The following is a 23,951-nucleotide window of genomic DNA, read 5'->3' as shown; positions in this document are numbered from 1 at the left end:
CATGGCAATCAAACGCGATGAAAGTATATTTACTCGAAAAGCCCGCCAAAAAAAATTCATTTTCATCGAACTCGGGTTTTCGATAAGGCGCGCGAGCGTGCCGCGACCGATGCATCGAACGTGCACGATCATGCACAATACGGTGCGCGTCGCGTCGCAAAGGACGCACGATGCGCACGCTTCCCAGTCCTGACCGAACGGTATGAATTTCGACTTCCTTCCCGATCCCCTGCCGCATCTGCTCGCCGCTCATCCGTGGGCGCAACTCGTCGCGGGTCTCGTCGCGCTCGCGCTGATCGCGCTCTTCCTGCAATGGGTGGTCGCGCGCATCGTGCTGTATGTCGCACATCGGCTGCTCGTGCTCGCCGGTCATCAGAAGTGGGACCGCGCGTGCATCAAGCATCGCGCCTATCATCGCCTCTGGTACGCGGTGCCGTTCGCGACCGTCGCGCTCGGCATCGACGACGTGCCGCGCATCGGCCACTGGGCCACGGTCATCGGCCGCGTCGCGCACGGCGGCGCGTGGGTCTGCTTGTTTTTCGCCGCGGGCAGCGCGCTGTCCGCGTGGCAGGACGTCTATGCGGAAAGCAAGGAAGCACAGACGCGCTCGATCAAGGGCTATATCCAGATCGGCAAGCTGGCGCTCGCGCTCGTGTGCGGCGTGCTCGTGCTGTCCATTCTCATCGACCGCTCGCCGCTCTGGATGCTCTCCGGTCTCGGCGCGTTGTCCGCGGTGCTGCTGCTCGTCTTCAAGGACACGCTGCTGTCGCTCGTCGCGAGCACGCAACTGACATCGAACGACATGCTGCGGATCGGCGACTGGATCGAAATGCCGCAAGCCGCCGCCGATGGCTTCGTGAAGGACATCGCGCTGCATACGGTCAAGGTCCAGAACTGGGACAACACCGTGACCACCGTGCCGACGTACAAGCTCTTTTCGGAGAGCTATCGCAACTATCGGCACATGTTCGAATCGGGCGGACGGCGCATCAAGCGTACCTTGCGCATCGACGCGCAATGCGTGCGCTTTCTCACCGAGGAAGAGACCGCACGCCTGAAGCGCTTTCGGCTGCTGCACGATTATCTGGAACAGAAGCAGACCGAGGTCGAGCAGGCGAACCGCAATCTCGGCGAACTCGCGAACGAGCCTGCGAACCGGCGGCGGCTCACGAATATCGGCACGTTTCGCGCGTACGGGCTCGCTTATCTGCAACGCCATCCGGAAATCCGCCAGGACATGGCGATCATGGTCCGCATGATGGAACCGCAATCGGAGGGCATCCCGGTCGAAGTCTATTGTTTCACCGCGACGACCGCGTGGACCCAATACGAGCGCATTCAGGGCGACGTATTCGATCATCTGCTGTCGATCCTGCCGGAAATGGGGCTGCGCCTTTATCAGGCACCCTCCGGCGCCGACATGACCGGTTTCGCGGGCCGTCTGCGCGGCGAAATGCCGGCGCTGTAAATGGCGCGATTCGCGCCGTCAGAAAGGATCAGGCAAGAATCCTCCATTTTTGTGTATTCACGTTGACGCTTCCCGTCCGTACGATCTAACCATCGCCGATGCGCCTTTTTTCCGCCGCTTCATAGCCGCGGTGGATACGCTTTTTTTCGCGCATCGCCATTCAATCGTCATAAAAGGAAAACACAACGTGATCGATCGCGTCCATGCCATGCGTGTCTTCACGCGTGTCGTCGATACGAACAGCTTCACGCGTGCGGCCGAGTCGCTCGGCATGCCGCGCGCGAGTGTTTCGACGACCGTGCAACAACTCGAAGCGCTGGTCGGCGTGCAATTGCTCGCACGTACGACACGGCGCCTGAATCTCACCGTCGATGGCGCCGCTTATTACGAGCGTTGCGCGCAAATCCTCGCCGATATCGACGAGCTCGAATCCGGCTTCGGCGCGGGCGAGGAGCGTCTGCGCGGACGGCTGCGCGTCGAGATGCCGGATACCGTCGCGACCTCGATCGTCGTGCCCGCGCTGCCGGAGTTTCATGCGCGCTATCCGCAGATCGAGCTGTCGATCGGCATCGGCAATCGCAATGTGGATCTCGTCGGCGAAGGTGTCGATTGCAGCGTGCAGCTCGGCGAATTGCCCGATTCGGGTCTGATCGCGCGCCGGCTCGGCGTGCTCGAACAGGTGACGTGCGCAAGTCCGGCGTACCTGGAGAAGCACGGCACGCCGGAAACACTCGACGATCTCGCGCAGCACGTCGCGGTCAATTGCATCTCCGAGAAAAGCGGCCGCCCCGCCGACTTCGATTTCGATGTCGACGGCGCGCCCGTCACCATGAAGATGCGCGGCTTCGTGCAGGTCGCCGACGAGCATGCGTACCTCGCATGCGGCATCGAAGGGCTGGGGATGATCCAGCCGCTGCGCATCGCGGCGCAGCCGTATCTGCGCTCGGGGCAACTGCGCGAATTGCTGCCGCAATGGAAGTCGCCGCCGCTCAAGGTATCGGTGGCGTTTCTGAAAAGCCGTCAGGCAACGCCGCGCGTGTCGGTGTTCGTCGACTGGCTCGCGGCGCTCTTCGAGCGCTCGCAGCAAATCGACGACACGCTGACGAGCCTTTATCGTTCGGCGCAGCGCCGCGGCCCCACCCGCCGGGATCGTCCCGAGGAAGAAACCGCCGGCGCGTGATGCCCGCGCCGCGCTATCTCACGGGCGTGGCCGCATTCGTGCCCACGACCGTGTTCCACTTGCGCACTTCCCAGCGCTCGACCAGCCCGTTCGTCACGTACGGATCGTTTTTTGCGAAGTCTTCCGCGACGGCGGGCGAATTGCTGTGAAACAGCAGCATCGCGCGATCGGCGGGGGCATCGAGCGCACCAGCGAGCACGATGTCTCCCCGCTCGACCGCAGCCCATGCAAGGGCGAGATGCGCGTCGCGAAATTGCGCGCGGCGCTCCAGATAGTCTGAACAGAGATCGTAAATCAACAAATAGTGCATCGCCGCCTCCTTGCGCTGAAACAGTCCCGGATTCATCGAGTTAGTTTGTCCTATTTCCGAGATGAAAACCAAGAGTTCAATCGGAAGTATCTGATCGCCTAACGATAGCGTATCGAAGATCATATGCGGATACCCAGAAGGATTCCGCCATGAACCGCAATCAACCTCCCTGCAACGCGTGCCCCAAGCACGATTGCCGCAGCTGCGCGTGGACGTCGCCGCTCGACGCGTCGTACCGCACGCTCATCCAGTCGCATTCCATACTGTCGTTCGTCGCGCTTGCCGTGAAGGAAGCGCAACCCGCGCCCGCGGAGCCGGGCTCGCTCGGCGCCGCCGCCAGACGCGTCGTCAGATTCTTCTCGGAACTGAGCCTGCGCGCACGTTAAAAAGCACAACGCGAATCGCATTTAAGCACCGTTTTCGTAAAGAAGTTTGCACGGTTCTTTTTAGGATACCTGTGCATATAGAATCCGCTACGTACTTGCGCTTGCGTTAAGCGTTCATGTAGAAAGGAATCTCAGTCGATGAGCATCAATCTGGTCCAGGCGGTCAATGCCGCGATCTCGGAACCCATCGCCGAGCAGTTGTCGCAACAATTCGGCATTCCCGGTCAGATCGTCCGGCAGCTCGTGATACGCATCGCGCCCGGCCTGGTCGCATCGCTGATGGATCGGGCGACGCTCGTACCCGGCTCGCAGTCGGTGTATTCCGTCATCATGCAGTCGGAGACCAACGCCCACATCGCGGATCACTTATCCAAGGTGATCGCGACCACCGGCGGACTCAAGCAGCTCGAAGCCAATGGTCATTCGCTTGCCGCGCTCGCGACGGGCCAGCGCGTCGATGCGCTGACCGACGCTGTTTCGGCCGAAACCGGCGTTCCCACGCAAGCCACGTCGGCGCTCGCGGGCATCGTCGCCGCCGTGCTGTTCGGCATCATGAAGCGCCACTTCCTGCTCGCGCAGTGGGGACTGCCGCAGGTGCCCAAGCTGCTGCGCGATCAGGTCGGCGAAATCAATTCGTCGATGTCGAACGCGGTCGCGACAGCCATCGGCGTCGGTAACACAGAAGGCTTCACGAGTTGCATCACGCCGCGGCTCGATACGGTCGCATCGAGCCTCGAGCCGCGTACGGATGGCGATGTAGCGATGGCCGCGGCAGTTGCACCCGCGCCCGCGCCCGTTATGCAGACCGCTCCGCCCGTGCAAACTGCGCCAGCTTCAAAATCCGCGCCGCCCCCGATGCGCGCACCGGTGCGCAAACCCGCGCCGAAACGCTCGAACAAGTGGATCTGGCTGCTCTTTGCCGTGCTGGCCGCCGTTCTCGCGCTGGTTTATTACCGCGGCTTCACGCATGGCGACAGCGTGGATCTGAGCGCCGCGCCGGCCACGCAGCACGTCACGGACATGTCAATGCCGGCGTCGTCCGCAGCGCTATCGACTACGCCGGTCACCGACACTGCGCCGGTAGCGGCACCTGTGAACACGCCGGTCGCAACCGCGGCAGAGCCGGAAACGGCCTCGGCGCCGAAGGCCGCGCCCGCCTCCTGGAAAGACGCGCAGTTGTTGTTCAGCGTCAACGCGGCAGGCGTGCCGGCGATCGAGGCGACCGTGGGCACGCAAGCAGAGAAGAAGCATCTGGTCGACACGTTGACCGCCCGCTTCGGAAAGGCCTACACGGCGGACGTTTCGGTCATTCCCGAAACCCGCCCGGCAACCTGGCTCTCGCGCCTGAACGACTTCTTCCCGCTCATGGCCGTGCCTGGTGCGGAAGCGAAGGTCAGCGGCTCGAAAGTCGAGTTGAGCGGCACGGCGGCGAACGGGAAGCTCGGCTGGACCGATCGTCTGAAAGGCACGCTCGGCGGCATGTTCCAGGTTGCGGCGTTCGACGTAGACGGCGCCGTCGCCACCGCAACGCAATCCTTTCGCAACGCGATGAAGAGCCTGCTCGCCACTGACACGCCGTGCTCTGGCGACAAGCTGACGCGGGTACTCGACCTTCAGGTTGTCAACTTCGCGCGCTCGAGTGCACAGGTGCCGGAAAGCGCGTACTCCACGCTCGGCGAGACGGCGCAGTTGCTCAAGAGCTGCGCCGCCAAGGGTTCGATCGTGAATCTCGAAATTGCGGGCTATTCGGATGCGCAAGGTGCAGCAGCGGCGAAGCTCGAAGTATCGAAGGAACGCGCTGAGGCTGTCCGGGGCTACCTGGTGCGAAACGGCGTACCGCCGCAATCGCTCACGGCCACGGGCTTTGGCGACGCCAATCCGATTGCCGACAACGATACTGCGAGCGGACGTTTCGCCAATCGACGGATCGAGTTCGTCGTCAGGAAACGCTGAGATCCGATCCGACTCACGGCATCCTTCTCCCGACGCCGTCTCACGAAAGTGAGACGGCGTTTTCCTTTTAGGCATGCGCGATGAGCACAATGGGCGATTCAGTTGGGCTTCGCGAACTCGTTCTCGGCCCATCGCTCGGCGCTCGCCTTGCTGAGTTTGAATGAAGGGGACACGCGCACGTGCGCGAGCTGCGCGCCGTACGCATCGAAGGCTTTGAGATTCGCGTAGGGATCGTCCTCATCGGGAACGATCTCCAGCGTGACGGTAATGTCCTCGCCCCGCAGATCGACGGTGACATTCTTGTTCAGCATTGCATGACGCTGCTGTTCGTGCCGGCGCAAGACTTCCGACGCCGTCTTGACTAATGTTCGAAACGCGTTTGCGTCGAGCGGCTTTGGATTTTTCTTGTCGCGGCCCATCGTCCACGGTCCGACGAGCGCGGGCTCCGTCTCGCCCGCCTGAATCATCTCGACGGCCCAGCCGTCGTCGTCCTCGTTCTTGATCACGCGCGCGGTCCAGCCGTCGTCGCGCCAGAGGCGATCTTCGTGGATCGTATCGTCGTTGGAGGGGAATTCGGAATCGGTCATATCGTAGCAAGGCACGGATTGAGGCAATGCGACGAATTTTACCTTGGGCGATGCACGGGGCATCGTTCGTGCTTCAAGGATTGGCCAGACGGCCAGTGTCTTACCCAAACGCATTGCGCCGTGCTACTTTGAACGTACCGGGACCGTCCGGAATCCATCGGCAACGCAATCAAGAAACTGTAAAACTCTGTCAAGGAGCAACCGCATGTTTGCATTCATCGGCACTTTGATCGTCGGACTCGTCATCGGGCTCATCGCGCGCGCGCTCAAACCGGGCGACGACAACATGGGCTGGATCATGACCATCATCCTCGGCATCGCCGGCTCGCTCATCGCGGGGTACGTGGGCCGGGCGCTCGGCTGGTATCAGCCGGGACAGCCAGCGGGATGGATCGCCTCGGTGCTCGGCGCCATCATCCTGCTCGTCGTCTGGGGAATGATCCGCAAGCGCACGTAACGCCACGCTTCATCGTTTCTTTTCTGGCGCAACGCCTCGTCCCGGCCCGGACGAGGCGTTTTGTTTCATCGCGCGATGCGCTCGAAATCAGTCTCCGCGCCGCCACGCACGACGCGATTTTGCAGCGCGCCGCCGAGCCAATACGAAAGCTCAGCAGGCCTGTCGATCCGCCAGGCGACAAAATCCGCGGCCTTTCCTGCTTCGAGCGAGCCGTGCGTCGATCGCAGTCCGAGCGCGCTCGCCGCATTAATCGTCACGCCGGCGAGCGCTTCTTCCGGCGTCAGGCGAAACAGTGTGCATCCCATGTTGAGCATCATGCGCAACGATAGCGCCGGCGACGTACCGGGATTCAGATCGCTCGCGAGCGCGATCGGCACGCGATGACGCCGCAGCGCGTCGATGGGCGGCACTTGGGTTTCACGCAACATGTAGAACGCGCCCGGCAGGAGCACGGCGACGGTGCCGGACTGCGCCATCGCGATGGCATCGTCCTCCGTCATGTACTCGAGATGATCCGCCGACAGTGCCCGATAGCGCGCCGCAAGCGACGATCCATGCAAGGACGACAACTGCTCGGCATGCAACTTCACGGGCACGCCGAGTTCGTGCGCGCATCGAAACACACGCTCGACTTGCTGCGTCGAAAACGCGATGTGCTCGCAAAATGCATCGACGGCATCGACGAGACCTTCTTCGACGAGCGCCGGCAACATCTCGTCGCAGACATAGGCGATGTAGTCATCCGCGCGGTTCGCGTATTCGGGCGGCAACGCATGCGCGGCGAGGCAGGTCGCGCGCACGGTGAGCGGCAGCGTGTCGCCGAGACGTCGCGCCACGGCGAGCATCTTGCGTTCGCTGGCGAGATCGAGCCCGTAGCCGGATTTCACTTCGAGCGCGGTCACGCCTTCGCGCATCAGACCGACTGCGCGCTTCTTCGCGACTTCGAACAACGCGTCTTCACTGGCTTCGCGCGTCGCGCGCACGGTGCTCGCGATGCCGCCGCCACGCGCCGCGATTTGCGCATAACTCACGCCTTCGAGCCGCTCTTCGAACTCGCCGCTCCGATCGCCGCCGAAAACGAGATGCGTGTGGCAGTCGATCAACCCCGGCGTCACCCACGCGCCTTCGAGATCGACACGCCCGCAGTCGCCGATTTCCGGCGCCGAAGCGGACGGCCCGATCCATTCGATGCGCGCGCCGTCGGTCAGGATCGCCGCGTCTTCGATGATCGAATACTTGCCACCGGCCATCGTCGCGGCGTGGCAGTGGTGCCAGAGGGTTTTCATCGCGTGATCATCGGCAGATCGAGGCCCTGCTCGCGCGCGCATTCAATGGCGATGTCGTAGCCCGCGTCGGCGTGGCGCATGACGCCCGTCGCGGGATCGTTGTGCAGCACGCGCGCGATGCGTGCATCGGCTTCGCGGCTGCCGTCGCACACGATCACGACGCCCGCATGCTGCGAGAAGCCCATGCCGACGCCGCCACCGTGATGAATCGAGACCCACGTCGCACCGCTCGCCGTATTCAGGAGCGCGTTCAGAAGCGGCCAGTCGGACACGGCGTCCGAGCCATCCTGCATCGCTTCGGTTTCGCGGTTCGGACTCGCGACCGAGCCAGAATCGAGATGATCGCGGCCGATCACGACCGGCGCCGACAACTCGCCGTTGCGCACCATCTCGTTGAACGCGAGGCCGAGCTTCGCGCGCTGGCCGAGCCCGACCCAGCAGATGCGCGCCGGCAGGCCCTGAAAGCTGATGCGCTCGCGCGCCATGTCGAGCCACCGATGCAGATGCGCGTCATCGGCGATGAGTTCCTTCACTTTCGCGTCCGTCTTGTAGATATCTTCCGCATCGCCCGAGAGCGCGGCCCAGCGGAAGGGCCCGACGCCGCGGCAAAAAAGCGGACGGATGTAGGCCGGCACGAAGCCCGGAAAATCGAACGCGTTGTCGACGCCCTCTTCCTTGGCCATCTGGCGGATATTGTTGCCGTAATCGAACGTCGGTACGCCCTGTTCGCGGAACGCGAGCATCGCGCGGACGTGCTCGGCCATCGATTGCTTCGCGGCCTTCACCGTGCCCGCCGGATCGCTTTGCGCGCGGTCACGGTATTGCGCCCAGGTCCAGCCTTTCGGCAGATAGCCGTTGAGCGGATCGTGCGCGCTCGTCTGATCGGTAACCATGTCCGGACGCACGCCGCGGCGCACGAGCTCGGGCAGTATGTCCGCCGCGTTCGCGCACAGCGCGATGGAAATCGCGCGGCCTTCGGACGTGTAGCGCTGGATGCGCGCGAGGGCGTCGTCGAGATCGGTCGCCTGTTCATCGACGTAACGCGTCTTCAGACGGAAATCGATGCGGCTTTGCTGACATTCGATGTTCAGCGAACACGCGCCCGCGAGCGTCGCTGCAAGCGGCTGCGCGCCGCCCATGCCGCCGAGACCGGCGGTCAGCACCCAGCGGCCTTTGAGCTCGCCGCCGTAATGCTGGCGTCCGGCTTCGACGAAGGTCTCATAGGTGCCCTGCACGATGCCCTGGCTGCCGATGTAGATCCAGCTGCCGGCGGTCATCTGTCCGTACATCGCGAGGCCCTTCGCGTCGAGCTCGTTGAAGTGCTCCCAATTCGCCCAATGCGGCACCAGGTTGGAATTCGCGATGAGAACACGCGGCGCATTCTCATGCGTCTTGAACACGCCGACCGGCTTGCCCGACTGGACGAGCAGCGTCTCGTCCGCTTCGAGGCGTTTCAACGTCTCGACGATCTTGTCGTAGCACGCCCAGTCGCGCGCCGCCCGCCCGATGCCGCCGTACACCACCAGTTCCTTCGGATTCTCGGCCACTTCGGGGTCGAGATTGTTCATCAGCATGCGCAGCGGCGCTTCGGTCAGCCAGCTCCTGGCGTTGAGTCGGGTGCCGCGCGGCGCGCGGATCTCGGTGTCGCGAAAACGGGAGGATGAAGTCACGAATGCTCCTGCGCATCAAGAAAGAGAGTGTCGATGGGACGCCATCGAATGAGTCTCATGTTCTTGTATATACAACTTAGGTTGTATTAGGGGAATCCCGGAGCTATTCTCGCCGTGTTCGCCTCAGCCTTGTATAGACAATTATCAGGGCACGGGCACGCCGCTGTCGCGCTTCACCTCGCGCAGCGAGAGCATCGATTCGACGGCTGTCACGCCCGGCAAGGTTCGCAGGATGTCGCGCATGAAGACGCCGTATTCGTCGAGATCGCGCGCGATGATCTGGAGCAGATAATCCGCCGTCCCCGAGATGTTGTGACACGACACGATGCGCGGAATCCCCTGAATTTCGCGCTCGAAGCGATCCGACAGCGCGCGATCGTGCACGCTGAAGCGCACCTGCGCGAACGCGACGACGCCCAACTGGAGCGCCTTGCGTGACAGCACCGCGCGATAGCCGTCGATGTAGCCCTCGCTTTCCAGACGCTTGAGCCGGCGCGCGCACGGCGTCTCGCTCAGGCCGACGCGCTCGGCGAGTTTCGCGACAGGCATGCGGCCGTCCTGCTGAAGCGCGGCCAGCATGGCGCGGTCGATACGATCGATTTCGATCATGGAGCTTTCCCCTTCTTATTGATCCGATTCTAGGGGAAAGTCTCGCTTGATGACCATATCGGGAGTAAAAAAGCCAGAAAACGCTCCCTCCGAAGTGGCACGATATCGCCATCGAAACAGGAGCGCATCATGGTCTCGGCACACTTGCTATGGGTTTTCATCGGCGCGCTCGCGGTGGTGTATGCGCTGCCCGGACCGGACATGGCGCTCGTGCTTCAGACGAGCGGCACGCGCGGTTTGAGCCACGGTCTCGCCGTGGCCGGCGGACTCGCCACGGCGCGGGCGACGCATGTGACGCTATCGGCGCTCGGCGTCGCCGCGCTCTTGCGCAGCGCGCCGTGGCTTTACGACGGCGTGCGCATCGCGGGTGGTTTGTATCTCTCTTACGTGGCGATTCAGATTTTCCGATCGCCCGCGTTCGGGCTCGACGCGACGCCCGGTCAGGCGGCCGCATCCACGCTGCGTTCGGCCTACGCGAAGGGCATTCTGAGCAGCATTCTCAATCCGAAGGCGCTGCTGTTCTGCTCCGTGCTGCTGCCGCAATTCGTGCGGCCGCAGAGCGGTCCGGTCTGGTCGCAAGTGCTGGAACTGGGGGTCGTGCTGGTTGCGGTCGGCGTCCTGTTCGACCTCACGCTGGCGGCGGGCGCGGTGCGAATTTCCGGCTGGCTGCGCCGCCATCCGAAAGCGCAGACCGTGCAGCGCTGGACGTTCTCCGCCGCGCTGCTCGCGTTCGCCGCGCGGCTCTCACTGGACTGACCTCAGGCGTCGAGCGGCTTCAGAAAAAGCTCGTGCTTCGGCGCGAAATGCGCATAGAGCGGCAGGATCGCGCCGCCCATTGCGCGGGCGTCGGGGCCGATCTGCCCTTCGACGAGGCGCGGGCGCGTCATGCCTTGCCAGTCGAACGCGGCGAGCGCGTCGTCGGTGCGCCCGATGACCTCGCGCAGCAAGATCCGGTCGATTTCACCGTCGATCACCACGGCTTCGAGATCGAGCAGCGCCGCCGACGCTGCGATGCCCGTCGCGATCGCGGGACACGTCCCGCGCATCCACGCGTCCGATAGCGCGCGCAACGGCGGCGAACATGCGCGCTCGTCGTGCGCGGCGGCGGCCGGCGCGCCCGCCGCGACGAACGCCTTTTCGAGCACATACACCGACGCCTTGTCGAGCAGTTGCCCCGCGCGTCGTCCGTTGCCGTGGCTCATCAGCGGCAACGAGCCGATGGCGCCCGCGTTGCCGCTTGGGCCCGCGTGCAATCGGCCGTCGATCACGAGTCCGCCGCCGATGAATGTGCCGATGAAAACATAGAGGAAGTTGCGCAGCCCGCGTCCCTGGCCCATCACCAGTTCGGCGGCGCACGCGGCCGTCGTGTCCTTGGCGAACTCGACCGGCAGCGCCGTCATCGCTTCGATCCGTTCGCGGATGTCGATGTCGTCCCACGCCGCGAGCACATCGGGCGGCGTGTCGAAGAAGTCGCGCCAGCCGCCCAGCCACAACGGCGCCGCGACGCCGATGCCCGCGATCTTCCGTGCGCCGTCGCCGAGCGCGCCGATCGTGCGCGCGAGCCGCTCTTCCAGCGCGGGAAAGAGCGTATGCGGATCGGGATACGGATAGGCCAGCGTTTCGCGCGCGCGCACGTTGCCGGCGAAGTCCATCGACAGCACGTCGAGACTGCGCCGCCCCACTTTCACGCCGATGGAAAACGCGCCGTCCGCACGCAGGGAGATCGGCACCGACGGCTGACCGATGCGGCCGCGCACGCGCGCGCGCGGCTCTTTGGCGAGCAGGCCGTCCTCGATCAGATGATCGACGATCAGCGAGACCGTCTGCATCGACAGGCGCGTCATGCGCGCGATGTCGGCCTTGGGCAGCGCGCCGTGGAGCCGGATCGCCTGCAGGACGATGCGCTCGTTGAACTGGCGCATGCCGAGCTGATTCGAGCCGACGGAATGCGCCGAGGCTTTGCGCGCGGGCCGCTCAGACATCGGCTCGCGCCTCTCCGGGCAGCCGCGAGCGCCGGACATCGTTCATGTGTTCGTCCCCGTTCGATTAAATCCAGTCTTTTTATTTAGTAAAGACATCCGGGCCGATTTTATCAAGCGCCCGTTCATAGACCGGCCGCGCGATGCAGGCCGATTTTTTTCACGAATTTTTGGTCGGTTATGGTCGGCGAGATGGTCATCCCCGACACACACACGCCCGGCAAAAACATGAGCACACTCGAAGCCCTACACGCGATCGTCAAGGACGAGAACGCGCCGCAGATCATTCGCGATCACATCGTCGATTCGCTGCAGTTCGCGCTGCGCAATCACGCGGGCTATTTCACGCGCAAGGAGATTCAATGGCTCGCGCAATGGGACGACACGCGCATTCCGATTGCGGCGGCAAAGGTATTGAACGAGATGAAGACGGCCTGAGCCGTGCCGGGCTCAGTGCGTCCCTGAGGCACGCGCGTGCCATTCGTAGTCGAACACGTTCGCCTGTGCCGGCTCCGACAGGCCTTCGACGAAACTGATCACTTCCGGATCCTTCACGAAACTCGCGGCCGAGCTCGCCGCGAGAATCGCCGAGCTCTCCTGCGGCCGCGCGATCAGGAAGCCCTGCACGTAATCCACGCCGATCTCCTGCAACGCGCGCAAGGTATCGACGTCCTCGACCCACTCCGCGACGCTGCGCATGCCGAGATTGCGCGCGAGTGCGACGATCGCCTCGACGATCGCAATGTCCGCCGGATGCGCGCACATCGAGCGCACGAACTCGCCGTCGATCTTCAGCGCATCGGCGGATAGCGCCTTCAGATATTTGAACGACGTGTATCCCGCGCCGAAGTCGTCGAGCGCGATCTTGCCGCCCATGTCGTGCACGCGCGCGATGAAGCGCTGCGTGTTCTCCAGATCGTGCAGCGCGACGCTCTCCGTGATCTCGAGACACAGGTAATGCACGATCGACTGATGACGCGCGAAGAGCGCGAAGATGTCCTCCATGAACTGCTCGTCGTTCAGCGAGCCGCCCGACAGGTTCACGCAAATGAACTGCGTGTTGCCGAGCCGGTGCTGATGCGCCTCGATCCAGTCGAGCAGCGTCGAAATGACCCAGCGGTCGATCGCGGCGATATTGCCCGATTCCTCCGCCGCGACGATCACCTTGCCCGCGGGCAGTGTCGCGCCGTCGGGCGCGCGCATGCGCAACAGGACTTCGAAGTTGAGCGATTCGGTCGGCGCGGACAGCGACATGATCGGCTGCATCACGAGGAAAAGCCCCGGCGGAAGGCGATTGCGCCCGAGCGTCTCGACGAGCCTCAGTTCCTCCGCGCGCTCCTCGAATGCCGCCGCGCCCTTGCGATAGGTGACGAGATGCGTGTGCGCGACCTTCTTCGCTTCACGGCACGCGCGATCCGCGTGTGAAAGCGCGTCCTGCACGCGCACGCCCTGCGAGCATTCGACGAGACCGATCGACGCCTTCACCTGGAACGCGCGATTGCCGACCTGGTACGGCGCGTCGGAGAGAATCGAAATGAGCTCGCGGCATTGCGCGATGGCGTCTTCGATCGACGTGTCGTGCATCACGCAGACGAACTCGTCGCCGCCGATACGCCCGACCGGATAGCTGCGCGAGAAGTGCGCCCGTGTGCGCGCCGCGACCTGGCGCAGCACTTCGTCGCCGCTGCGATGGCCGAAGAGATCGTTGACGAGCTTGAAGCGGTCGAGGTCGACATACGCGAGCGCCCACGGGAGCGTCTCTTCGCTCTGCGCGGAAATCGCCTTCTCTACGCCGCGGCGATTCAGCGAGCCCGTCAGCGAATCGTGCTCCGCGAGAAAACGCAGCCGCTCGACGGCCTTCGAACGTTCCGTCGTGTCCTGCAGCGAGCCTTCGATCCATCCGTTCGAGCGGATGGCTTTCAGCAAGTAGCGTCGTTCGCCGGTGCCGCGCTCGGGCGAACCGCCCATTTCGAGTTCGCCGTCGCTGCCCTTCGAGGCCAGCGCCTGCAACGCGCCCCACGCGCCCGCCTCGAAATAGTCGTTCCAATGGCGCGCCTTGTAGTCGCTCTTTTGCAGATCGAGCATCGCGCGCAACGCGGGATTGGCGCGCACGAAGTGACCGTCGGCATCGAGCGTGAAGAGGCCGATCGGCGTGACTTCGTAGGTGTTGCGCAATTCCATCTGCGCCTGACGGCGGAAATCGCGTTCGGCGCGCATCTGCTCGGCGATCGCGAAGGCCGCCATCATGCTCGACGACAGCGCGGCCATCACCGTATTGACGCCGCCGACGAGCACCTTCAGGCCGAAGGCCGCGCCGAGCACTTCGGAGAACGTCGAGAACAGCACGACGCCGAGCGACGCGACATACCAGAGCACGGTGCGCGAGCGCGCCATCCACACGAGCCGCGCGAGGAAAAACAGCAGCACGCAGATGCCGAACCCCGCGATGATCCAGAGCGTCGGAATGAAAAGCGCATACGGCAGTGCGAACGCGGCCGCCAGCAAGACAATGCCGACATACTGGATCACGCGCAGCAGCCAGCGATAGCCGACTACGCGCAACTCGCGCCGGAAAAGCTGCTGGAAGAGCGCGGCCGTCAGCAAGTAATAGGCGGCGAAGGTAAACTGTCGCAACGGCTGCATGAATTCCGACGGCAGCACGCGGCCGAGCCATTGCATGTCCCAGCCCATCGCGTTCGCGCAGAGCCGCAGATTGCCGACGAGCCACACGGCGAAAATCACATACGTCCATTCCTGATTGATGAGCGCCGTGACGAAGACGAACACCGCGAGCGTCAGCAAACCACCGGCGATCAGCCCCGAACTCTCCTGGAAATCGAGCGCCGAACTGCGCAGGCCCTGCCATTCCCACGCGTACGCATTGATCTGCGCAGGACCGGAAAAGGTGCCCCGGCACAGAACGTTCTCCGCCTGTCTGATACGGCCGACCTGTATGAAGAAGCCCGCCTTCACCGTGCGAATCTCGCCGCTCACGCTGTCGCGGTCCGCCTGGCCGAGCAGCGCGAGCGTGCTCGCGTTCCAGCAGGCAAGCGTTTGCGCATGGCGCGATGGCAATTCGACGACCGTCGATGATTCCGCGCTCATGCTAGGCGTTGTGAAGCTGAACCAGATTGGCTTTTCGGACAGACGCGTGCTGTAGCGCGAAACGGGCGCAGCGCCTTGCAGCGCGTCGAGCGCCTCGGCGGGTGTGGTGATGCCGCCGTTATCGGCGACGACACGCAGCGCGAGAGGGACCGCGCCGCGTGTTTCATATTGACGCGGCAGGAAGTAAAGCGTCGCGATCGTACCGAGCAAAATCAGGATCGGCACGGCATAAACGGCGACCGCGTACAGCGCGTCGTCGATCCACGAGCCCGTGCGTCTGAATCTCGATAAGGAAGCTGGAATAACCGACGCCATACCTGGAAAAACCCCCGTTTGCGCGCAGCGAGAAATGCGCCGGCGCAGACAGCGGCGGAGCGCGAAGGATCCCCGCGCACCACCGCTTTTGGCCTACCGGACCGCTCCTTGATCCGGTTATTCGCTTTTACCTTCCTGGATACGATCGTGCCTTTCTCACCTGCCGTAAGCCATCAGCGGAGCTTCAGGGCATCGTACCGGTTCCCAGTCAAAAGATAAATCTACAGAATGCAAATCGATGTCGGGATGATGCGTGTGCACCATGTAATTGAAGAGCGGATGACGGGCTTCTTCCCAGCGCTGGCGCGCAGCGGCGACGTCTTTCGCCAGCACCCGATGCGGCAGGCCGCCGACATGGGACATCGGCAGAAATTCGCCCGCGCCGAAAACATCCTTGAAGAGCATCGCCTCATACTCCCGATCCAGCGGCGTACGCGCCGTAATCACCATGTAATCGATCTCGTGCAATTCGCAGAACATCCAGAGCGCCTTGCACAATGCCACCTTGACCACCCGGCCCACCATCCCGCCCGCGACGCCGAGACGCGTCGCTTCGGCGAGGCGGCTCGTCGCCAGATGCTCGGGCAGACGCACCGACTGCTCGACGGCGAGCGGACCATAGGCATTGGTCTGAATGCGCATGGTGCCGAGCGGTGCGCCGTCCAGCTTGGATTCAGCCAGAAGCACGGCCGTCCCGCGATCGTGATCCGAGGACTCGATCGTCATCTTTTCGGCGAATTCGGGCAGATGCCGCCCATAGGCCGAACGTCTGATGCTCACGGCTTTTTGCAATCCGGCATCGTCACGGACGATACGGATAGTAAACGGCATACGCTCGCTTTTCTGAAGTGCGGGCACGACCGTGAGAGCTGGGCGAACCGCCGGTTCGGATTGGTTAGCGGCGGCGTTCTTGGCAAGGTTCAGACGTTCCATTTGTAAACCCCATTTTTTCTTGGCGATTGAAAAGATGCCGCGTGTTGAGGACGTTTATTGGAGGGTTCCCTACACGGGCAAAACGAGCCTCTCACGAAGTCGAAAAACGGGGTGCGCGCTTGCTACTGTTTCTCAGCAACTTTCAGGCTAAAGCTGTGGAAGAAAGCTTCTAATCGACGAAAAAGCCCATCGCCGGTAGCCGCCGCAAACCATATACGCATATGCCGTGAGCGAATATGCGAGCCCGATGAGGGTGAAAGAACGAGGGCGAGCAGCCACCAATCGACGCGAGAGGCAATCAGGAGAATAGCCTTCGCCGAACCGCCGCGGAGCATCGCGTAAACGCTGGAAAACACTTATAAAAAGGGGTTCGGTAACGTTTGCTTACATTTTTTCTTCGCACAATGTGCGAAATCGGGAAAGCGCAGAGATTGGGATTCGGAAGCCCGAAATGTGAAACGAAAAGCGGGCGTTCTTTTGGAAGAACGCCCGCCCTATCACGACATAATCATGTCGACTGCGTGAATTCCGCTGAAGCGGATTAAAAATTCAGTCGTCTTCGTCGAGCCACGGGATGTCGACATCGGTTATGAAAGCCACCATCGCGAGCGGACGGCCTTCCTGTCGCCCGATATTGCCGTCGGCGCGTTGCCACTCGCAGCGAAAGATCGTCGCGGGGGTATCGGCAAGCAGCGTGATCGTGCGGATCTCGTCCGGATCGTTTTCTTCGACCGGTCCATCGAGCGACACCAGCAATTGCTGAGGCCACACGCCGTCGGCGGGATCGTAAATCTTGTCGCCATCGTGAATGACGACGTGCGCCTCGACGCCGATGGTCGCCGATGCTTCCACGATCATCTTGCCGAGCGCGCGCAGCACGGCGGTGGCGCGGCCCGAGTTGGCCTGGCGGATCGCGAGATCGCCGCGTGTCAGCGCCTGCTCGAGTTTGGGATTGGTTTTCTGTTGCGCCATATCTCTCTCTAGGGGTTCGTTGCAACTTTCGACGAGTGCGGCCCGGCTTAAGTTGCAGGCGGATCGTAGCACCGCACCAACAAAGATAGGACGCGCGGGCCCCGGCGGCAAACCGCCGACGCATGGACCGATTCGATGCTCAAGTTTGCGCACGACCGGCCGATATTGCGCTCATCCCCACCGAAACGCGTGACTGCCGTGCCGTTCATCGACCTGACTGCTCCCTCGTGCGTTCGTCTGCCGGCGCGCGCTTCCCGTACGCCCTCGCCGGGCGCCGCGCGGCGCCCGGCCTCCACGTCCGCCTGAACGTGCTGACCCGACAGACGGAGGTCGTCGACGGCATCGCGCTGCGCACGCATCTGCAACCGATCTACAGCCTGCCGCATCAACGGGAGGTGGGCTACGAGGCGCTGTTGCGCGGCGAGACGGGCGGCGGCGCGCTCGTCGGACCGTTCGATCTCTTCGGGCGCGCGATCGTGGCGGGCAAGCTGACCGAACTCGACCGCATGAGCCATCTCGCGCATCTGCGCAATGCGGCGGCCATGCTGCCCGCCGCGCAGTGGCTCTTCATCAACATCAACCCGGCGACCTTCACGAAACCGGGCTATGCCGCGCGGCTCGCTTCGGCCACGCGCGAAGCGGGTCTCGCGCCCGAGCGGCTCGTGATCGAAGTGCTGGAGTCGGGCGGCACGGACGTCGAGGACATCTCGCGCGCGACGCGCGCGTTTCGCGCGCAGGGCTTTCTTGTCGCGGTGGACGATTTCGGCGCGGGGCACTCCAACATCGACCGGCTGATCACGCTGCGGCCGGACATCGTGAAGCTCGATCGCAGTCTCGTGCGGGCCAGAAGCGCACACATGCGCGACGCGCTGATGCCGAAGCTCGTCGACCTTCTGCACGAGTCGGGGATGTTCGTGGTCGCCGAAGGCATCGAGACGGGCGAGGATCTGATGCTCGCCGCGCGCTCGAACGTGGATTTCGTGCAGGGCTATCTGTTCGGCATGCCGTCGGCGCAACTCGCCGAACGGGGCGCGGCCACGCCGCTTTTCGAAGACGTGTTCGATGCGCTCGCGCAGATGCGCCGCACCGAGCGCCTCGCGGGCGATCTGCTTCTGTTGCCCTATCGCGCGGGACTCACGCAGGCCGCACGGCGCTTCGCCTCCGGCGCGACGACCGAATCCGCCTGCGCCGATCTGCTCGCGCTGCCCTGCACGCTCAGTTGCTTCTTCCTCGATCAGAACGGACGCGAGTTCCTGCCCGGGCTAGCGGGCGCGGCCGCGATTGCACCGAGCGAGCGCTTCGCGCCGATCGCCGATCCGTCGACCGGACGCTGGGACAATCGCCCGTACTTCGTCGATGCGCACGCGAAACCGCAGCAGGTGGTGACGAGCGCGCCTTATCTCTCCGTGACGGGGACGTCGCTGTGCGTAACGCTTACGGTCGCGATGCAGCGCGCCGGCAAGCCGGTCGTGATCGGCGCGGACCTGGACTGGCGCAGGCTGAGCCAGGCGGCGCCCTCGGTCTTCTGAGCCTCAGGCGGCGGCGCTTTTCACTTGCGCGATCGAACTGGCAAGCGCCGCCGCGCCTGCGCGCAATGCCGCGAGATTGCCCGGCTCGAACGTCCAGTGCCCCGCCGCATTCACGACGGCCAGCTCCGCGCCGGGCCAGCGCGCGGCAAGGTCCACGGCCTGATCGGCCGGGCACACCATGTCGAAGCGTCCATGCACGATCCGGCAAGGCAGATGCGCGATGCGCACGACGAGCGGCAACAGCGGCGCCGGCGGCAGCTCGTTCGCCATGTAGTGACGCTCGAGGAGCGCCATTGAAATGGCGGCGGCGTTGGCTTCCGCGCTCGGGCGCTTCTCTTCCTCGGCGGGTTCCTTCTCCGGCTTGTTGACGACGGACAGCGTCGTCTCGTATTGCGTCCACGCGCGCGCGAGCCGTGTGCCGGCCTCGTCGAAGCGCGCGAGCGGCGCTTCGGTCATCTGCAGGATCTCGTGCGCGTTCGCGGGACGCTTGCCGCACGCGGCCTCGATCGCATCGAGAAACGCGCGATGCGCCTCGGGAAAGACGCGCCGCACGTCCCACAGGAACCAGTCGATGTCCTCGCGCCGCGCGAGAAAAACGCCGCGCAGCAGGAAGCCCGTGCAACGCTGCGGATGCGCAACGCCGTATGCGAGCCCGAGCGTCGTGCCCCACGAGCCGCCGAAAATCGCCCATTGCTCGATCTTCAACGCGACGCGCAGCTTTTCCATGTCGCCGACGAGCGCGTCGATGCCGTTCGCCTCGAGCCTGCCGAACGGCGTGGACTTGCCGCAGCCGCGCTGATCGAAGAACACGACGCGCCACTTGTCCGCTTCGAGCACCTCGGCCCACTTCACGTTCATCGCGCCGCCGGGGCCGCCGTGCACGACAAGCATCACGGGCGCCTCGCGCGGGCCCTGCGCGCGCCAGTAGATCGAATGACCGTCGCCCACGTCGAGCATGCCTTCGTCGAACTGCACCGGCGATTGATTGTCCATTGCGCTTTATCCTTGCTGAATGTGTTTCGTCGGGGTCCATTGTTGCATCGGTTCGATGACACCGGATGACGCGCGATGCCCGTCCGGCGCATTTCGCCCGATACGCTATGCTTGCGGATTCCCGCCGTTCGTCATTCCCGTCATCTCACGAATCCCGATGCGACGCACCTTCGTCAAGTGGCTCTTTGCAACCTATTTGCTCGGCAGCGGCATCGTCTGGTCGATTCTGATCCTGCCATTGTTTCCGTTCGTCGGCCGCAACGGGCGTTACTGGCTCGCGAAGCTCTGGTGCCGCGCGATGGTCGGGATGATGCGCGTCATCACCGGCGTCACGTGCTCGATCGAAGGACTGGAGCATCTGCCCGACGGGCCGTGCATCATCCTGTCGCGACACGAATCGACCTGGGAGACGCTCTCGTTCATGGCGCTCTTTCCCCGGCGCATCAGTTTCGTGTTCAAGCACGAACTCATGAATATTCCGTTCTTCGGCTGGGTGCTGCGCGGCCTCGACATGGTGAGCCTCGACCGCGGATCGATCCGCCAGGCGCACGCCGCCGTGACGCGCGAGTGCGCCGCGCGGCTGAAGAAAGGCGATTCGGTGGTGATCTTTCCGGAAGGCACGCGCGTCGCGCACGATGCGCCGCTCAAGCTCGCATCGGGCGGCGTGCGCCTCGCCTGCGCGACGAAGGTGCCGGTCGTGCCCGTCGTGCATGACGCGGGCAAGGTCTGGCCGGCGAAGGGCTGGCCGGATCGCGGCGGGCATATCCGCGTCATCGTCACGCCTTGTCTGCCGCTCGATTGCGAGATTCCACAGGAGTTGAACCGCCTCGCGCAGTCCCAGATGGATGAGGCGCTGGCGGAATTGCGTTGAACGACGCTCAATACAGAGGCCGCTTCTTCGCGGCGCACAGGCGATTGACAGCGGAAATCAGCGTCTCCATGTCGACGGGCTTGCGCAGATAGCCGTCGTAGCTGACGAAAGCCGGCGGATTCGGATGCCCCGAAATCATCAGAAAGGGAATGTGCGCGAGCGCCGCGTCGTTCTTCATTGTCTGGCAGAGCAGCGCGCCGCCGAGGCCGGGCATCATCCAGTCGGACACGACGATGTCCACCCGCTCTTCCCCGAGTATCGTCAACGCGCCGTTGCCGTCGAACGCGCATAAGACGGTGCAGTCCTCGCCTTGCATGCAGAGGGTCCAGGCTTCGATGGTGGCGGGGTCGTCGTCGACGAGCAGTACGGTCTTCATCTTGCGAACATGTTCGAGTGCGGCGTGTGTGTGCGATGGGGTGTCCACGGCGGAGGCGGCGAACAACCTCGGATGTGACCGCCGCCATCGGCGTTTGTTGCAGTCACTTCGTACTGCCGCTTTCGTCATAGTATTTCTTCCGCGCGAAATCTGCGCGGTAAATGCTGCCTCAGCAACTTGCGCGCCGCCCGGCGTCGCCGGTCATTTGCTCCCGGCGCGCGATCGGCCGGCTTCGCGCAACGCATCGACGAGCGTTTCTTCCACCGGCGTGCGCGCGGCGTCGTTGCGGCGAATCAGGCCGATGGGCTCGTCGGTGCCGGCGAAGGGCATCGGCAACGCGGCGAGCAGCCCGAGTGCGATGTCCTGCTCCACCGCGCCGGCGGGCACGAACCACACCGCGTCGTTGTTCATCGCGAGCGAGCGCCCGAGCGACACCGACAAGGTTTCGACGAGCGCCGTCAGCGCATGCGCGCCGAACGCCGTCAGCACGCTTTCAGCCGATTGACGAATCAACGTGCCGAACGGCGGCACGACGATCACGAAGCGCGCGAGCAAGGCGGGCGTGAGCGGCGTCTCGAGCGTCAGCGGATGCTCGCGGCGCACGACCACGGCGAGCGGCTCGCGATAGATCTGCTCGAAGGACAGCCCGTGCATCGCCTCCGGCTCCGACAGCCGCCCGACGACGAGATCGACGTCGCCCGCCTTGAGCTTCTCCAGGAGGAGCGCGTTGGAATCCGTCCAGACGGACAGCGACACCGCCGGCCACTGTTGCCGGAACGACATCAGCGCGGGCGAGAGCAGCACGGGCGCGACCGTCGGCAAGATGCCGATTGCAATGGACCCGGGCATGTCGCCGCGTTCGCGCAAGAGCATGTCGACGCCCTCCCGCAAGGACGCGACACACGCGCTCGCGTGCGGCGCGAAGAGCCGCCCCTCGCGCGTGGGCACCGCGCCGCGCCGCCCGCGCTCGAAGAGCCGTACGCCTAGAATGGATTCGAGTTCTCCGATTGTCTTGGAGACTGCGGGCTGCGTGATCGACAAGCTGTCGGCGGCGCGCTGCACGCTGCCGAGCTGCGTGACGGCAAGAAAACACTGCAGATGCCGGAACTTGACGCGGGTGTTGGTGAAGTCGGTATCCATGACGATCCGTTATGCAAGATGGCACGAAACATCATTTTCCATAACTTGCGTCGTTCTATAAAGTAGCCGTCAGAAACATCCTATTCAACTTCCACAAATACAGGAGACAGTCGACATGACCTCCCCCATCCTCACACCGCGCGATTGGGAATCCCATCCCGCGTATCTGTCGCCGGGCTACAAGTCGTCGATCCTGCGCAGCCCGGGCTTGCCGCTCATTGCGCTGAAGGAAAATCTGCGCAACCGACGTGTGCCGGTCTACGGTGCTGACGATCTGGGCGTGCTCGACAACGATCTCACCCGCAACGCCGCCAAGAACGGCGAACCGCTCGGCGAGCGCATCATCGTGACGGGGCGGGTGCTCGACGAGGGCGGCCGTCCGGTGCGCAACACGCTCGTGGAAGTGTGGCAGGCGAACGCCGCGGGCCGCTATGTCCACAAGGCCGACCAGCACGACGCGCCGCTCGACCCGAACTTCCTCGGCGCGGGCCGCTGCCTGACCGACGACGAAGGCCGCTATCGCTTCATGACGATCAAGCCGGGTGCGTATCCGTGGGGCAATCACCCGAACGCGTGGCGTCCGCAACACATCCACTTCTCGCTCTTCGGCGAATACTTCGGCTCGCGCCTCGTCACGCAGATGTACTTTCCCGGCGATCCGCTGCTCGACCTCGATCCGATCTACCAGGGCATTCCCGAGCATGCACGCGAGCGTCTCGTCTCTTCCTTCTCGATCGACACGACGCAGGAAAACTACGCGCTCGGCTACGAATTCAACATCGTGCTGCGCGGCCCGGATCAAACGCCGACGGAGTAACCGAACATGACCACGCTGAAACAGACCCCTTCGCAGACCGTCGGACCGTACTTCGCTTACGGCCTGGTTCCCGAGCAATACAACTTCGATCTGAAGAGCCTCTTCACCGCATCGGCGGCGGATCGTGAAGTGCCGGGCGAGCATATCGCCGTCGTCGGCAATGTCTTCGACGCCGAAGGCAAGCCCGTCAACGACGCGCTGATCGAAGTCGCCCAGGCCGATGCGAACGGCCGCTATGTGCAGAACGTGCAGGAAGCGCGCGAATCGGGCTTCCGCGGCTTTGCCCGCGTGGGCACGGGCACGGATCCGAAGCTGCGCTTCATCGTCGATACGGTGAAGCCGGGCGCGACCGCCGATGACTCCGCACCGCATCTCGACGTCATCGTGCTGATGCGCGGCATGCTGCTGCATGCGTACACGCGCATCTACTTCGAGGACGAAACCGAAGCCAATGCGAAGGACGCCGTGCTGCAGAGCGTGCCGGCCGAGCGCCGTCATACGCTGATCGCGAAGCGCGAGGCGGGCGCGTCGGGCAAGCCGGGTTCGTCGGGCACGATCTATCGTTTCGACATCCATCTGCGCGGCCCGAACGAGACCGTATTCTTCGATCTGTAAAGTTTCTCGCAGCAGTTGTTTGAAACGAAAGGCGTCCGGCACTGCGCTATAGTGTCGGACGCCTTTTGTCTTTTATCCGCTTTCTTCCATGTCCGACGCTCCCACGCCCAGCCCGCTCTACGTCAAGCTCCTCGGTGAAACCGCCCAGATCGGATGGTCCGAACTGGAGCGCTTCTTCGCGCAAGGCAAGCTCATCTGGGTGAAGGGCGATCTCGATCTCGTGAGCGTCGCAGAATCCCTCGCCGCCGACGACACGCAACAGGTCGCGCAATGGCTCGCCGCCGGGCTGATCGAGCGCATGCAGGCTGAGACGGCTGCGGATCTCGCCGCGCGCGATCCGCAATTGTGGGCCGTCGTCCTCTCGCCGTGGGTCTGCGTGCAGGAACGCGGCTGATTTCAC

At 63.8% G+C, this 23,951-nt stretch carries 24 protein-coding genes; 12 read left to right on the top strand and 12 right to left on the bottom strand.

Features of this window, described 5'->3' with window-relative positions; translation table 11 throughout:
• Positions 1–202: 202 nt before the first annotated feature.
• A complete protein-coding gene (locus NCS58_RS15675) occupies positions 203–1,468 on the top strand; it encodes a mechanosensitive ion channel family protein (RefSeq protein ID WP_061118178.1) in 1,266 nt (421 codons plus the stop codon).
• Between the two features lie 187 nt (positions 1,469–1,655).
• Positions 1,656–2,648, top strand: coding sequence for a LysR family transcriptional regulator (locus NCS58_RS15670; RefSeq protein WP_061118346.1), 993 nt, complete (start codon positions 1,656–1,658; stop codon positions 2,646–2,648).
• A gap of 13 nt (positions 2,649–2,661) precedes the next feature.
• On the opposite strand, the gene NCS58_RS15665 is transcribed toward NCS58_RS15670, so the two are convergent.
• Positions 2,662–2,958 carry a YciI-like protein gene (locus tag NCS58_RS15665; RefSeq protein WP_061118347.1) on the bottom strand — a complete coding sequence of 99 codons (297 nt, stop codon included), beginning with the start codon at positions 2,956–2,958 and terminating at the stop codon, positions 2,662–2,664.
• A 149-nt stretch (positions 2,959–3,107) separates the two neighbouring features.
• Between NCS58_RS15665 and NCS58_RS15660 the strand changes: the two genes are divergently transcribed.
• Both NCS58_RS15660 and NCS58_RS15655 read left to right on the top strand, forming a co-directional pair.
• Positions 3,108–3,344 carry a hypothetical protein gene (locus NCS58_RS15660; protein WP_061118179.1) on the top strand — a complete coding sequence of 79 codons (237 nt, stop codon included), beginning with the start codon at positions 3,108–3,110 and terminating at the stop codon, positions 3,342–3,344.
• 138 nt (positions 3,345–3,482) lie between these two features.
• Positions 3,483–5,297 carry an OmpA family protein gene (locus NCS58_RS15655; protein ID WP_061118180.1) on the top strand — a complete coding sequence of 605 codons (1,815 nt, stop codon included), beginning with the start codon at positions 3,483–3,485 and terminating at the stop codon, positions 5,295–5,297.
• Between the two features lie 98 nt (positions 5,298–5,395).
• Here NCS58_RS15655 and NCS58_RS15650 read toward each other — a convergent pair whose 3' ends face one another.
• A complete protein-coding gene (locus NCS58_RS15650) occupies positions 5,396–5,884 on the bottom strand; it encodes a hypothetical protein (RefSeq protein WP_061118181.1) in 489 nt (162 codons plus the stop codon).
• Between the two features lie 205 nt (positions 5,885–6,089).
• Between NCS58_RS15650 and NCS58_RS15645 the strand changes: the two genes are divergently transcribed.
• Complete coding sequence (locus NCS58_RS15645) at positions 6,090–6,341, top strand: GlsB/YeaQ/YmgE family stress response membrane protein (RefSeq protein ID WP_061118182.1); 252 nt, start codon at positions 6,090–6,092, stop codon at positions 6,339–6,341.
• Positions 6,342–6,406: 65 nt separating this feature from the next.
• Here NCS58_RS15645 and hutI read toward each other — a convergent pair whose 3' ends face one another.
• The 3 genes from hutI to NCS58_RS15630 all read right to left on the bottom strand — a co-directional run bounded on the left by hutI (position 6,407) and on the right by NCS58_RS15630 (position 9,906).
• A complete protein-coding gene (gene hutI, locus NCS58_RS15640) occupies positions 6,407–7,627 on the bottom strand; it encodes an imidazolonepropionase (protein WP_061118183.1) in 1,221 nt (406 codons plus the stop codon).
• Positions 7,624–9,297: a urocanate hydratase gene (hutU, locus tag NCS58_RS15635; RefSeq protein ID WP_061118184.1), complete on the bottom strand. Its 1,674-nt coding sequence runs from the start codon at positions 9,295–9,297 to the stop codon at positions 7,624–7,626. Before hutU ends, hutI begins: the two co-directional genes overlap by 4 nt.
• A 144-nt stretch (positions 9,298–9,441) precedes the next feature.
• Complete coding sequence (locus NCS58_RS15630) at positions 9,442–9,906, bottom strand: Lrp/AsnC family transcriptional regulator (RefSeq protein ID WP_061118185.1); 465 nt, start codon at positions 9,904–9,906, stop codon at positions 9,442–9,444.
• Positions 9,907–10,035: 129 nt separating this feature from the next.
• Here NCS58_RS15630 and NCS58_RS15625 point away from each other — a divergent pair, with 129 nt between their 5' ends.
• Complete coding sequence (locus NCS58_RS15625; protein WP_061118186.1) at positions 10,036–10,662, top strand: LysE family translocator; 627 nt, start codon at positions 10,036–10,038, stop codon at positions 10,660–10,662.
• A gap of 2 nt (positions 10,663–10,664) precedes the next feature.
• On the opposite strand, the gene NCS58_RS15620 is transcribed toward NCS58_RS15625, so the two are convergent.
• Positions 10,665–11,888 (bottom strand): ROK family transcriptional regulator, encoded by a 1,224-nt coding sequence (locus NCS58_RS15620; RefSeq protein WP_061118348.1) that lies wholly within the window; start codon positions 11,886–11,888, stop codon positions 10,665–10,667.
• 225 nt (positions 11,889–12,113) lie between these two features.
• On the opposite strand from NCS58_RS15620, the gene NCS58_RS15615 reads away from it, so the two are divergent.
• Positions 12,114–12,323 (top strand): hypothetical protein, encoded by a 210-nt coding sequence (locus NCS58_RS15615; protein ID WP_061118349.1) that lies wholly within the window; start codon positions 12,114–12,116, stop codon positions 12,321–12,323.
• A 12-nt stretch (positions 12,324–12,335) separates the two neighbouring features.
• Here the strand turns inward: NCS58_RS15615 and NCS58_RS15610 are convergent, their stop codons facing one another.
• From NCS58_RS15610 to NCS58_RS15600, 3 genes are all read right to left on the bottom strand, one after another.
• Positions 12,336–15,305 (bottom strand): bifunctional diguanylate cyclase/phosphodiesterase, encoded by a 2,970-nt coding sequence (locus NCS58_RS15610; protein ID WP_250477332.1) that lies wholly within the window; start codon positions 15,303–15,305, stop codon positions 12,336–12,338.
• 156 nt (positions 15,306–15,461) lie between these two features.
• Positions 15,462–16,238, bottom strand: coding sequence for a hypothetical protein (locus NCS58_RS15605; RefSeq protein ID WP_061118188.1), 777 nt, complete (start codon positions 16,236–16,238; stop codon positions 15,462–15,464).
• A gap of 549 nt (positions 16,239–16,787) precedes the next feature.
• A complete protein-coding gene (locus tag NCS58_RS15600; RefSeq protein WP_014251177.1) occupies positions 16,788–17,210 on the bottom strand; it encodes a hypothetical protein in 423 nt (140 codons plus the stop codon).
• 227 nt (positions 17,211–17,437) lie between these two features.
• Here NCS58_RS15600 and NCS58_RS15595 point away from each other — a divergent pair, with 227 nt between their 5' ends.
• On the top strand, positions 17,438–18,739 hold the full coding sequence (locus NCS58_RS15595) for an EAL domain-containing protein (RefSeq protein ID WP_086961036.1): 1,302 nt from the start codon (positions 17,438–17,440) through the stop codon (positions 18,737–18,739).
• A gap of 3 nt (positions 18,740–18,742) precedes the next feature.
• Here the strand turns inward: NCS58_RS15595 and pip are convergent, their stop codons facing one another.
• Entirely contained in the window at positions 18,743–19,732 is a 990-nt protein-coding gene (gene pip, locus NCS58_RS15590; protein ID WP_061118189.1) for a prolyl aminopeptidase, read from the bottom strand.
• A gap of 157 nt (positions 19,733–19,889) precedes the next feature.
• On the opposite strand from pip, the gene NCS58_RS15585 reads away from it, so the two are divergent.
• Positions 19,890–20,603 carry a 1-acyl-sn-glycerol-3-phosphate acyltransferase gene (locus tag NCS58_RS15585; RefSeq protein ID WP_061118190.1) on the top strand — a complete coding sequence of 238 codons (714 nt, stop codon included), beginning with the start codon at positions 19,890–19,892 and terminating at the stop codon, positions 20,601–20,603.
• A 7-nt stretch (positions 20,604–20,610) separates the two neighbouring features.
• Here NCS58_RS15585 and NCS58_RS15580 read toward each other — a convergent pair whose 3' ends face one another.
• On the bottom strand, positions 20,611–20,979 hold the full coding sequence (locus NCS58_RS15580; RefSeq protein WP_250477331.1) for a response regulator: 369 nt from the start codon (positions 20,977–20,979) through the stop codon (positions 20,611–20,613).
• Between the two features lie 201 nt (positions 20,980–21,180).
• Positions 21,181–22,119 (bottom strand): pca operon transcription factor PcaQ, encoded by a 939-nt coding sequence (gene pcaQ, locus NCS58_RS15575; RefSeq protein WP_061118192.1) that lies wholly within the window; start codon positions 22,117–22,119, stop codon positions 21,181–21,183.
• Positions 22,120–22,234: 115 nt separating this feature from the next.
• Between pcaQ and pcaH the strand changes: the two genes are divergently transcribed.
• The 3 genes from pcaH (at position 22,235) to NCS58_RS15560 (ending at position 23,945) form a co-directional block, all read left to right on the top strand.
• Positions 22,235–22,936, top strand: a complete 702-nt coding sequence (gene pcaH, locus NCS58_RS15570) for a protocatechuate 3,4-dioxygenase subunit beta (protein ID WP_061118193.1) — start codon at positions 22,235–22,237, stop codon at positions 22,934–22,936.
• A gap of 6 nt (positions 22,937–22,942) precedes the next feature.
• Positions 22,943–23,551: a protocatechuate 3,4-dioxygenase subunit alpha gene (gene pcaG / locus NCS58_RS15565; RefSeq protein ID WP_061118194.1), complete on the top strand. Its 609-nt coding sequence runs from the start codon at positions 22,943–22,945 to the stop codon at positions 23,549–23,551.
• An 88-nt stretch (positions 23,552–23,639) separates the two neighbouring features.
• Positions 23,640–23,945, top strand: coding sequence for a DUF2288 domain-containing protein (locus NCS58_RS15560; protein ID WP_061118195.1), 306 nt, complete (start codon positions 23,640–23,642; stop codon positions 23,943–23,945).
• Positions 23,946–23,951: the final 6 nt, after the last annotated feature.

Origin of the sequence: Caballeronia sp. INML3B, assembly GCF_023631305.1 — a bacterium.
Lineage (GTDB): Bacteria > Pseudomonadota > Gammaproteobacteria > Burkholderiales > Burkholderiaceae > Caballeronia > Caballeronia turbans.
Note: the sequence above shows the minus strand (reverse complement) of the source record. Positions and strands in the feature narration are given on the sequence as shown.